This is a genomic window from Dechloromonas sp. ZS-1 (genome assembly GCF_039649255.1).
Lineage (GTDB): Bacteria > Pseudomonadota > Gammaproteobacteria > Burkholderiales > Rhodocyclaceae > Azonexus.
Genome location: NZ_JBDIYD010000002.1, coordinates 329,297 through 341,267 on the forward strand (window position 1 = coordinate 329,297; position 11,971 = coordinate 341,267).

Annotated in this window: 7 protein-coding genes; 1 reads left to right on the top strand and 6 read right to left on the bottom strand. The window is 63.5% G+C overall.

The features are described 5' to 3' along the window. Window positions 1–235: 235 nt before the first annotated feature. Window positions 236–2,257 carry a sigma-54-dependent Fis family transcriptional regulator gene (locus AACO21_RS04400; protein WP_346191277.1) on the top strand — a complete coding sequence of 674 codons (2,022 nt, stop codon included), beginning with the start codon at window positions 236–238 and terminating at the stop codon, window positions 2,255–2,257. Between the two features lie 19 nt (window positions 2,258–2,276). Here the strand turns inward: AACO21_RS04400 and AACO21_RS04405 are convergent, their stop codons facing one another. The 6 genes from AACO21_RS04405 to AACO21_RS04430 all read right to left on the bottom strand — a co-directional run bounded on the left by AACO21_RS04405 (window position 2,277) and on the right by AACO21_RS04430 (window position 11,958). Continuing rightward, entirely contained in the window at window positions 2,277–3,605 is a 1,329-nt protein-coding gene (locus tag AACO21_RS04405) for a malonyl-CoA decarboxylase (RefSeq protein WP_346191278.1), read from the bottom strand. Between the two features lie 130 nt (window positions 3,606–3,735). Further along, a complete protein-coding gene (locus AACO21_RS04410) occupies window positions 3,736–5,256 on the bottom strand; it encodes an aldehyde dehydrogenase family protein (protein ID WP_346191279.1) in 1,521 nt (506 codons plus the stop codon). Window positions 5,257–5,292: 36 nt separating this feature from the next. Beyond that, a complete protein-coding gene (locus tag AACO21_RS04415; RefSeq protein WP_346191280.1) occupies window positions 5,293–6,720 on the bottom strand; it encodes an aldehyde dehydrogenase family protein in 1,428 nt (475 codons plus the stop codon). A 29-nt stretch (window positions 6,721–6,749) separates the two neighbouring features. After that, on the bottom strand, window positions 6,750–7,721 hold the full coding sequence (locus AACO21_RS04420) for a YCF48-related protein (RefSeq protein ID WP_346191281.1): 972 nt from the start codon (window positions 7,719–7,721) through the stop codon (window positions 6,750–6,752). Between the two features lie 14 nt (window positions 7,722–7,735). Continuing rightward, window positions 7,736–10,108: an MMPL family transporter gene (locus AACO21_RS04425; RefSeq protein ID WP_346191282.1), complete on the bottom strand. Its 2,373-nt coding sequence runs from the start codon at window positions 10,106–10,108 to the stop codon at window positions 7,736–7,738. A gap of 86 nt (window positions 10,109–10,194) precedes the next feature. Next, complete coding sequence (locus AACO21_RS04430) at window positions 10,195–11,958, bottom strand: DUF1302 domain-containing protein (RefSeq protein WP_346191283.1); 1,764 nt, start codon at window positions 11,956–11,958, stop codon at window positions 10,195–10,197. Window positions 11,959–11,971 lie beyond the last annotated feature (13 nt).

Below are 11,971 nucleotides of genomic sequence, written 5' to 3' on the forward strand. Positions count from 1 at the left end.
TGTCTCCTTATGATGAATTGAGATGAAACAGTGACCACCCCTCTGCAAACGCTGTGCCACCCCCTACCGACCGGTATTCCTTCCTTTTTGGAAACACAACATACGGTTCTGGCACACCCCTTGCTCAATGGGTGCACCCCGACTTTGGTGCAATTGCTTCGAAACGGGGCAGGTGTTACGTTATGAAACAACACCAATAAAAACAAATACATCTGGAATATATCCAGGAGGCGAGATGAGACAAGGCATGCAGCTGGCAGAGGTTCACGACCAGCACATATTCGAAGCGCGCGAGCTCTTTTTCGAACGGGGCAGCGACCTGCCCGGTGGGCTGGTCGATCCGTTGATCGCCCGTTCGTGGGAGCGTTGCCGACGCTTCGGACTGGATGAACAAACGCATGGCGTCGCCAGCGAGGCCATTGACCGCCTGGCCCTGAAAACCGAGCAGGAACGCCACCGCGCCCTGCTCACCCTCGGGCGTCCGGTCATGGAGCACGTCTATGACCAGATTCGCGAATCGGGGAGCATGGTCATCCTGGCCGATGCCAGCGGTCTCCTGCTTGAAACCGTGGGCGACCCCGACTTCGTCAGTCGGGCTGACCGCGTCATGCTCGCGGCCGGTGCCTCCTGGGACGAGAATCTGCGCGGCACCAACGCGATCGGCACCGCACTGGCCGAAGAACAAGCGATTGCCGTGCTGGGTGCTGAACACTTCATGGAGAAAAACGCCTTCCTGACCTGCTGCGCCAGCCCGATCTTCGGGCCGGATGGGCGGTTGATCGGCGTCCTCGATATTTCCGGCGATTACCGCACACAACAACGCCATACCCTCGGCCTGGCCCGGCTCTCTTCCGCCATGATCGAGAAACGTCTGTTCGAGAGCACCCATGCCCAGCACATCCTCGTTTGCTTTCACGAACAGGCAGATTACCTGGGCAGCCTCAAGGAAGGGATTGCGGCCGTCACGCCGGATGGCCAGATTCAGGCGATCAGCGCCCAAGGCTGTCGCATTCTGGGCATCCGCCCGGTCGACGCCCTCCGGCGCGACTTTTCCATGGTCTTTGAAAACAGCCTGCCCCAACTGGTCGACCGTCTGCGTCTCAATCCGGGCAACCACGCCCAGGTCCGCATCGGCAACAAACAGATCTGTGTCCAACTGCGAGGCCAGCTACCCGCCCCGTCTGTGGGGGGGCGCGTCATCGAACCCCAAAGCACGCCTCTGGCGCGTCGCGCCGAGGCCAGCCGGGAAAATACACGCCCGACGCTCACGCTGGATGTCCTGAGCACCGGTGACGCCCGCCTGCAACTGGCCATCGATCGCGCCCGCAAGATGCTGGGCCGCGACATCCCCATCCTGATCCAGGGGGAATCCGGCGCTGGCAAGGAAATGTTTGCCAAGGCCTTCCATAACAGCGGCCCCCGTGCCGACCAGCCCTTTGTCGCCCTCAACTGCGCCTCCATCCCGGAAACCCTGATCGAGTCCGAGTTGTTTGGCTATCAGGGCGGTGCTTTCACCGGGGCCCGCAAGGAAGGCGCCCCCGGGAAAATCCAGCAGGCCCATGGCGGCACGCTGTTCCTCGACGAAATCGGCGACATGCCGCTCAATCTGCAGGCCCGCCTGCTGCGGGTCCTTCAGGAACGCAGCGTGACGCCACTGGGCAGCACGCGTGCCATTCAGGTCGATATTTCACTGGTCTGCGCCACCCACCGCAAACTGCGCGAGGAAGTGGCCCGCGGCAGCTTCCGCGAGGATCTGTACTACCGTCTGGCCGGGATGAGCGTCACCTTGCCGGCCCTGCGTGAACGCAGCGATATCGATGTGCTGGTCCGCAAGATCACGGCGCAGGAAACCCTGGACCGACCGCAACCGGCTCACTTCTCGCCCCACGCACTGGCCTTGCTGCGCAGCTACCCCTGGCCGGGCAACATCCGCCAGTTGTTCAACGTGATCCGGGTGGCCGTCGCCCTGCTCGATGACGATGAAACCGAAATCACCGAAGTCCATCTGCCGGAAGAGTTTTTCGAGGCACCGCTGACCGCCCCGCCCGCAGCCTTCTCCCCGGTCGCCCCTCAGTTTGCAGCTGTCGCCCTGCCCGGCGAGCCAACCTTGTCAGGCCTGGCGGGCAACAGTCTCGATGAAATCGGCCGCCAAGCCGCCCAGCGTGCGCTGGAAGCGGCCGGCGGCAATGTCTCGCTGGCGGCCCGCCAGCTCGGCATCAGCCGCAATACGCTGTATCGCAAGCTGGGGCGGATGTAAGCCCCGGCCGACATCCGGATCAGTCCTTGCGGGCCTGACGGCGTACGGTGGCGGACATGGCAATCCGCCCTTCCGCGGCAAACGCCTCCAGATTGGCCTCCAGGTCTTCAAGCGCATAGCGGTAATTGACCATCAGGCCGAAGGACTGGCGGAAGCCCTTTTCCGAAGTATCCCCAAGGTAATTCAGGCGTTCGACACGCGCCCCATTCCCAAGGTGGAAACGCGATACCGGGTCGAAGGGGGCGCCCGTTTCGTCCCCCTTCTGCTTGGCTGTCGCCAGATAACGTGCCCCCAGACGACTGAGCGGCTCGCGCAGGGCGCGCACCTGCGTCTTGTCGGCGGACCAGGCGGCGGTCGACAGGGTTTCGAGGCTCAAATCGATGCCCGCTTCGGCCAGCACCTGCGGCTGCTTGCGCACCCAGGCGGCGAGACCGGGCATCGGCGAAAGAGTCGCAAAATTTTCCAGGCGGGGGAAATCCCGTTTCAGGTCATCGATCACCCGCTTCAGCAGGAAATTGCCGAAAGACACGCCGCGCAGGCCGACCTGGGTATTGGAAATGGAATAGAAAATCGCCGTATCGGCCTTGCGATGGTCAAACACGGGCGCCTGTTCATCGAGCAGTTCCTGCACGTTGCCAGTCAGGTGATCGGTCAGCGCCACTTCGACGAAAATCAGCGGCTCGGCCGGCATGCGCGGATGGAAAAAGGCGTACAGCCGACGATCGGAATCGAGCCGGTTCTTGAGATCGGTCCAGGAACGGATTTCATGCACCGCCTCGTACTGGATCAGCTTTTCCAGCAAAGCGGCTGGCGTATTCCAGGTCAGGCGCTGCAATTCAAGGAAACCGACATCGAACCAGGCCGACAAGCGCGACTCCAGCTCGCGGTCGAGCACAGCCAGTTCCTTGTCCTGCTCGAGATAACGCAGCAGATCGGCGCGCAGATCGACGAGGAATTTCACGCCCTGCGGAATGGCATTGAACTGGGTCAGGATACGGATGCGCGAAGAACGCATGGCCCCGCGCAGGGCCGCTTCGGCCTTCCACTGATCCGGCGTGCCGACCGCTTTCTGGTAGGCCGCATGCGCCTCGGCCACCCGCGCCGGGTCCGGTCCGAACTCCAGCGCGATCAGTTTCAGGAAAGCCTGACGCCCGGCATCGTTCAAGCCCAGATACGTCTCGGCCAGCCGCGCCGCCCGCGTCCGCGCCGACACCTCCCCGCCCTGCCCCGCCGCACAGTCGCGCAGCTGCACCCGCAGGCGCTCCAGGCCCTTGGCCGTCAGCCCGGCACGTTCGCTTTCCGGCGTCATCAGGGACCGCAATTTACTGACCAGGGAATTCACTGCCATCGCGCTTCCTCCTTTGACGATCATTGTGCCAGAAGGCGATTGCCATGGTTAGCCAGAGCCGACAGGAATCCTTCGGGCAAAAAAATGCCGGGCCTGAGCCCGGCACAACAAGGGAGATCATCGGCGGTGCTTACACCATCATGAGCACCGACTTTTGTTCCAGATAGGCATCCAGGGCGGCGCGGCCCATTTCCTTGCCGTAGCCGGACTGCTTGTAGCCGCCGAAGGGGAGCGCCGGGTCGAGCATGTTGTGGCAATTGACCCAGACCGTGCCCGACTTGATCTTCGGGATCAGGCGATGCACGCGGGAGAGGTCGTTCGACCAGATGGAGGCGCCCAGGCCATAGGGCGTGTCGTTGGCCCAGGCCGCCACCTGATCGAGATCGTCATAGGGCATGGCGACGACGACCGGCCCGAAAATCTCTTCCTGCACCACGCGGGCTTTCTGATCGATGCCGGCCAGCACCGTCGGTTGCACGAAATAGCCGCGCTCACCGGCACGCGCCCCGCCGGCGACCACTTCGGCCCCCTGCTGACGCCCGATGTCGATATAGCCGCACACGCGCTCCATCTGCTCCTGCGAGACCAGCGGGCCGAGCTGGTTGCTGGCATCGAGGCCATGGCCGATCTTCAGGGACTTGGCATGGTCGGCCAGATCGGCCACAACGCGGTCGTAGTTCTTTTTGTGCACATAAAGGCGCGAACCGGCACAGCAGACCTGGCCCTGATTGAAATAGATGGCCTGCGAAGCCCCGGCTGCAGCGACACCCGGATCACAGTCTTCGAGCACGATGACCGGCGACTTGCCGCCGAGTTCCAGGGTCACACGCGTCATGTTGTCCATCGCGGCCTTGCCGATCAGCTTGCCGACCTCGGTCGACCCGGTAAACGTGACTTTATTCACCCCCGGATGCCGGGTCAGCGGCGCCCCGACCGACGGCCCGTCACCGGTCACGACGTTGACCACGCCCGGCGGGAAACCGGCTTCGAGCACCAGTTGCGCCAGATAGAGCGCGGTCAGCGGCGTCTGCTCCGCCGGTTTCAGGACCACGGTACAGCCGGTGGCAAGCGCCGGGGCCAGTTTCCAGGAGGCCAGCAGCAACGGGAAATTCCAGGCGACGACCGCGCCCACCACGCCGACCGGCTCCTTCCGGGTATAGCCGACAAACTCGTTCTGCGGCGCAAAGGGAATGGACACATCGAGCGTACTGCCTTCGATCTTGGTCACCCAACCGGCCATGTAGCGGAAATAGCTGGCCGACAGGGCCACATCGACGGCCTCGGCAACGGCCGCCGACTTGCCGTTGTCGAGCGACTCGATCTCGGCCAGGGTGCGGGCATTAGCCTCCATCAGATCAGCCAGGCGCAAGAGCAGGCGCTGGCGCTGATCCGGACGCAGCCTGGCCCAGCTGGGCGCCTCGAAGGCGGCGCGGGCCGCCGCCACGGCGCGATCGACGTCGGCAGACGTGGCAGCCGGCACCGTGGCCAGGCGGCTTTCATCAGCGGGATTCAGAACATCGAGGCGGGCGCCGTTGCTGCTATCGACCCACTGATCGCCAATCAGCATCTGATGATGCCCGCGGGCGAGAAACTCGCGCGCGGCGGCACTTAGGTCGGCAGCAAGCGGGGGAAAAGTGTGGGGGGCGTTCATCTGTGTCTCCTTGGTAGTGGTCCCGGCGCGGCCGGATTATGGTTTCTTCATGATTTTGAGGGTCTGAATCGAGGTGTATTCGGCCAAGCCATGCACGCCGAACTCCACGCCGATTCCGGACTGTTTCACCCCGCCGAAGGGGGCATCGGGCTGAATGGCACCGTGGGTATTCACCCAGGCGCTACCGCACTCAAGACGGGCGGCGATCTCGGCAGCGCGGGCCGGATCGTCCGACCAGACCGAGCCGCCCAGACCGTTCGGGCTGTCATTGGCCAGACGGATGGCCTCATCAATGTCGTCATAGACGATGACCGGCAGGATCGGGCCGAACTGTTCTTCGTCGACCAGACTGCAGCCATTGCTCACGCCACTCACGATGGTGGGCGCATAGAAATAACCGGGACGCGCCAGACGGTGTCCGCCAGCCAGAACAACACCGCCTTGAGCGCGGGCATCGGCGGCCAGTGCTTCCACCACCGCGAGTTGCGCCGGGTTCTGCAAAGGCCCGAGCTCCGTCCCTGCCGCCCGCCCATCCCCCACCACTGCACTCCGAGCCAGATCAGCCAAGGCCGCGCACAGCGTGTCGTATTGGCTGCGATGGACGTACAGGCGCTTCAGGCAGGCACAGGTCTGTCCATTGTTGTGGAAGGCAGCGGCAAACAATTGCGGTGCAATCGTCTGCGGATCAACATCCGGCAGGACGATGGCAGCATCATTGCCGCCCAGTTCCAAAGTCAGTCGCTTCAGATTGCCCGCCGCGCTGGCCATGATCCGGCGTCCCGTGTTGGTCGAGCCGGTAAACACGATCTTGTCGATCCCGGCATGGCTGGCGATGGCAGCCCCCACCTCAGCGCCCCCTGTGACCAGATTCAAGACACCGGGTGGCAATACGGCATTGGCCAGTTCAACAAAACGTGCCGTGGCTACCGGGGTCAGCTCCGATGGCTTGATCAGCACGGTATTGCCCGCCCGCAACGCCGGCATGATGTGCCAGATGGCGATCATCAACGGCCAGTTCCAGGGCGTGATCGAGGCCACCACACCGAGCGGGCGGCGATGAATCTCAATACGCGCCTCCGCGTTGTCCTGCACCACTTCAACGGGCAAGCTCAAGGCAGCGGTCGCACGCGTCCAGGCAATGGCGCCACCGACCTCCATCCCGGCGCCAACCTGATTCAGCCCGTGCAGTGGTTTGCCGGTTTCCAGCGTCACCAGTTCCATCAGTTCCGGCATCGCCGCTTCAAGCACCTCGGCCAGCCGAATCACCGCCTGCTCACGCGCACTGTCTGCCAGATCACGCCAGGCCGGAAAGGCCCGGCGTGCTGCGGCCACAGCCAGATCGACCTCTGCCGCCCCGGCCTCGGAAACGGCAGCAAATGCCTCGCCCGTGGCCGGATTGATCACTTCTCGTCGCGCCGACAGCGTCAGCGGGCGACCATCGATATACATCGGATAGACCTGCATTTCTCGCTCCTGATTCATTGCGTGCCGTTTTACGGCTGAGCCAGCAGGCCGCCGGTTCCGAACACCAGATTGGTCTGGCCCAGGCGTACGACCGCCGTCTGTGCCTGACGGTCAACGCGTGTGGCAAGGGTAAAACTGCGTCCGGCATCGCTGCTCGTCAGACTGACGCCGCCCAGCCCGACAAAATGCACCGTGCCATCCGGCTGCGTCACCACACTGGTCAGCGATTGCTGGGTTCCGCTCTCGACACGACGCCAATGCGCCCCACGGTCGTCGCTGCGGTAGAGGTTGCCGCGCATGCCGCTGAGCAGCAGGCTGCCATCGGCGAGTTCGATGCCGGTCCAGAACGAACCCTTGTTCTCGGTCTGGACGGCCTGCCAGTGACGGCCCTGGTCGATCGAGCGCAGCACGCCGCCGGCTTCGGCAGCCACCAGCACCAGCCCGTCACGGCCCGGGATGATGGCGAGCAGATGGCGCTCCCCCGCCTCGCCATCAACGAGCGGCGACTCATTCCAGGTTTGACCACCATCCTCGGTACGCAGGGCGAGGCCAAACTGCCCGACCGCCAGCCCGCGCCGGGCATCGGCAAACCAGATGGCGAGCAGGACCTGATCCTGGCCCGCTGCTTCGCGCTGGATCTGCCAGCTTTCCCCGCCATCCTGGGTGCTCAGGATGGTGCCGTCGTGGCCGGCCGCCCAGCCCTGGCGGGCATCAACGAAATGGACTGCCGTCAGCGGAGCACGGGTCGGTACCTTGGCCTGACGGAAGGTCTTGCCGTCGTCGCTCAGAATGATGCTGCCGTAGTCACCCACGGCCACGGCGCGCTCGCCGGCCAGCGTCGCGGCATAGACTGGCGCCTTGCTCGCCTGGTTGAGCACGGGGGCGCTGCGGAAATAGGCCGCCGCAGCCGGTTGACCGGCGCCGGCCACCACCCAGTGCGCCACCAGCGGCAGGCTCAGGGCGCAGCCCACGAGGGCGAGATGTTTCAAACGTACAGACATGTTCAATCGCTCCGTCAGTGGCCGATGGCCGGTGCCTTGACCGGACCGCGGCGCGGGAAAAGGGCATCCAGCTTCACGGCAAAGGCCGGCAGCACAGTGATCGCCATCAGCATGTTCACCATGAACATGAAGGTCAGCAGGATGCCCATGTCGGCCTGGAACTTGAGGTCGGAGAAGGCCCAGGTCGCCACCCCGACCGACAGGGTGATGGCGGTGAAGATGGTGGCCACGCCGACTTCACGCAGCGCCCCTTCGAGTGCCACCTTCATGGTCTCGCCGTGCGAGAGATGGATGAGCAGGCGGTTGTAGATATAGAAGGCGTAGTCGACGCCGATCCCGGTGGCCAGCACCATCACCGGCAGGGTGGCCACGGTGAGCCCGATGTCCAGCTCCTTCATGAACCAGTAACCGAGGAAAGTGGCCAGGGTGAGCGGCATGCAGCAGGCCAGCATGGCCCGCCAGTCGCGGTAGGCAGCGAGAACCAGGATGACGATGGCGAGATAGACGTAGAGCATCATCGGCAGCTCGCGGGCTTCGACTTCCTCGTTGGTCGCCGCCAGCACGCCGACGTTGCCCGAGGCCAGGCGCAGGGTGATGCCGAGCGGGCTCGGGTCATACTGCTGGCGGAAGGCTTTGACAGCGGCCACCGCCGGTTCGATGGTCGTCGCCTTGTGATCGGCCAGATAGATATTGGCCGCCATCATCGTGCAGGCTCGGTTGAACAGGCCGCCCGCCTCCGGCAGATAACCGACCGCCACCTGCAGGGCCTTGCTGTCGCGCGGCAGGGCGATGAGCTTGGGATTGCCCTCGTTGAGGCCGGCATTGGCAAACTTGGCCAGGGCCGACAAGGACTGCACCGAGAGCACGCCCGGCACCTGGCTCATGTGCTGGGTAAATTGCTCGATGTAGTTGAGCACCGGGAAGCTGTTGCAGGAATCGTTCGGCGTCTCGAAGACCACGGTCAGCACATCCATGCCGAGGTCAAAACGTTTGACGATGCTCTCCGTATCCAGGTTGTAGCGCGCATCCGGACGCAGTTCCGGCGCGCCGGGCTGCAGGGCGCCGATGTGCCGCCCATGGCTCTGCCACACCGCGACCCCGAAGAGCACCACGGCCACGGCCAGGACCAGGCGCGCATGGTGAATGTCGGCAATGAAGCCGAGCCGCTGGATCAGCTCGCCGCGCTTGGCCTGCAGGCTTTCCAGGCGCAAGGCGTAGTCCCGCGAAAAATTGAAATAGGATGCCGTGAGCGGCAGCATGATCAGGTTGGTCACGATCTTGTAGCCAACCCCGATCGAGGCGGTGATGCCCAACTCGCGGATCATCGGGATCGGGATCATGACCAGGGTGATGAAGCCGACGAAGGCGGTCACCAGCGCCAGCGTGCCGGGGATGAACAGGCTGGAGAAACTCTCCCGCGCCGCGCCCATCGAATCTGCCCCTTCGGCCACCGCCTTGGAAATGGCGTTGATCTGCTGCACGCCGTGCGAGACCCCGATTGCAAAGACCAGGAAGGGCACCAGAATGGCGAGCGGATCGAGGCCGTAACCAAGCAGCGTCAGCGTGCCGAACTGCCAGACCACCGACACCATCGAGCAACCGATCGGCAACAGGGTGAGCAGCAGCGAGCGGCAGTACCAATACACGGCCCCGACGGTCAACAGCGTGGCGAGGGCAAAAAACACCGCGACCCCGCGTGCGCCGTCGGCAATGTCGCCGATCTGCTTGGCAAAGCCGACAATCTCGACCGCATGCGTCGGTGTCTCAAAACGCCCGCGCAGATCGCTTTCGAGCTTGCCAGCCAGGGCCAGATAGTCGAGTTTTTCGTGGGTGCCGGGGTCTTCCTCCAGCAAATCGGCCACGATCATGGCCGCGCTACCGTCGTTCGCCACCAGGCTGCCGGTGTAACCGCCGCGGGCCGCCCGGTCGCGGATCGCGACAATCTTGTCGGCATCGAGGGCATCCGGCGTAACGTTGCCACCAATCACATCCTCGGCCTGGAAGCCCTCCTCGGTCAGTTCATAGACCCGCGTATTGGGCGTCCACAAGGATTGCACCGAGCGCCGATCGACGCCGGGCAGATAGAGGACGGCTTCCGTCACTTCATGCAGTTTCTGCAGGGAGGCCGGCGTCCAGATATTGCCGTCGCGCGCCCGCACGACGACCATGATGCGGTTGGAACCGAACAACTGGGTCCGGTACTGGAAAAAGGTGTCGGTGTATTCGTGTCCGACAGGGAGTTGCTTGTCAAAGCCGGCCGACATGTGCAGTTGCGATGCCAGCAGGCCCATGACGACCGTCAGGGCCATCAGGGCGGCGAGCGTACTGCGCCGGTAGCGGAAGAAAAAGTCTTCCAGGCGTTTGACGAATCCAACGATGCTTACCATGACTCGTGAAACCTCATAGTCTGTTCAGGGGGCGTCGGGCGGGCGATCCCGTGTGCGGGACAAGCAGGACCGCCCTGGACACGGGGTCAGAAGGTGTAGGAAACCGTCGCCGTGGCCACGTCGCGGTCACGCATCAGGTTCAGGTTGCCGCCGCCAAAGAAGGTGCTGTAGCCAAAGCCGACCTTCCACTGGTTGTGGTAGTCGAAGTTCAGACCAAAGGCGATGGCCTTGCGCCCTTCGACAAAGGGGATCGTGTTGGGGCTGGTGCCCTTCACGTCGTGGTAGAAGTCGACGATTGGCGTCGCCGTCCAGCCCGAATTGAAGACGTTGGCGTAGGTCAGGCTGACCTCCATCACGTAGCCCCAGGAGGTCTTGGTCGGCAGCTCATAGTTGTTGAGCAGGTACGGGATTTCGCCGTTCAGCTTGAGCCCCGGGAAATGCGTCACCGCGACTTCGGCCAGGAAGGCGCCGTCCGCCGCGCCGAGCGCCCGTGTCAGTTCGCTGGGCAGCCAGGTGAAGGCCGTCACATGCCCCTGATACTTCTTCTCGTTGACGTAGCCGTTGTACACCCCGGTGGCGGTCGTGTAGTTGTTGCTGCCCGCCGCCAGGCTGTAACGGCCGGCGGTCGGCACCGTCGGGTCGATCGCCACGCTTTCGCGCGGACGGTAGGAGAGCTCGGCACCAAAGGCCCAATCGCCCAGTTTGGTGTTCATCGACAGGCCGAAGAGATCCTTGTTCTCCCCGTACTGTTCGACGGCCACGACACCGCCAAAGGCGTTGCTGACATTCGGATTGACCTTGAAGCCGACGAAGGGCAGCTTGTCGTGATAGCGGATGTAGTAGGCCGCAAATTCGGTATCGGCGCCCGGCTGCTTGTAGCGCAGATTCATCCCGTACTGGCCGCTGTTCGACGGCGTCTGTTTCTCGACCGGAATCAGGCCGCCGGCAGCCTGTACGTTGGCCATGCTGCGGCCGCGCGTCGGATCGAAGTCGCCGTTTGCCCCCACGTTCAGACTGCTCGGGATGAAGGCACCGCGACCGCCACCGCGACCAAGGAAGTCGGCGGTCGACCAGTAAGTGCCGGCCGGATCCAGCTTGAATCCGTTCCAGCCGAACTGGTAGTACATCTCGGTCGAGAAGCCGGCGCCGAGTGCGGTGCTCAGCGAGGCCATCGGTGCAGGAATGAGGATTTCCTTCACCTGGGTGCCCGGAATGTGCGCCTTGCGCAAATCGAAGGCGTGAATGGTGTTGATCCCGCCAAAGATGAAGATGTCTTCACCCCAGTTGATCACCTGATTACCCAATTTGACCTTGGCCGAGTTGTCGCCCAGCTTGAAATCCTTGGACACCCAGAGATCAAGCAGGGAGATGTTCTGACGCATGGCGCGCTTGGCATCGTCGTCAAGCGGCGTCCGCGCCGTATTGGCTGCAGAAAAATCCGTCGACCAGGTTACCCGGCCGAGCGCAGCCCAGTTGCCGCGCTCGCCGATGGACAATTCATGGGTCCCCTTGAGCACGGACGAGACGATGTCGCCGCGCTTGTAGTTCAGGTTGCCATCGTCGGCATTGGTGTAGTTGAAATCCGGATTGGACGTCGTACGGTCGCCATTGACCAGCCCGCCCAAGGTGCCGGAGGTCGGCACCGTGCCACCGTTGTCACGGCCAACCATGCTGCTGTCCGGCGACTGCATGCGACGCTGAACGCCAAGAGAGATCGTGGAATCGAGGCTGCCGCTGATCCCGTTATCGAGATCAAACTTGAAGGCATGGGCCGGTGCGGCCGCCCCCAGGGCCAGGGCGGCCAGGACCAGACAGACGCTGCGCTTCGGGTGCATTGGAATCGTGTGCATTGTTTTTCCCCTC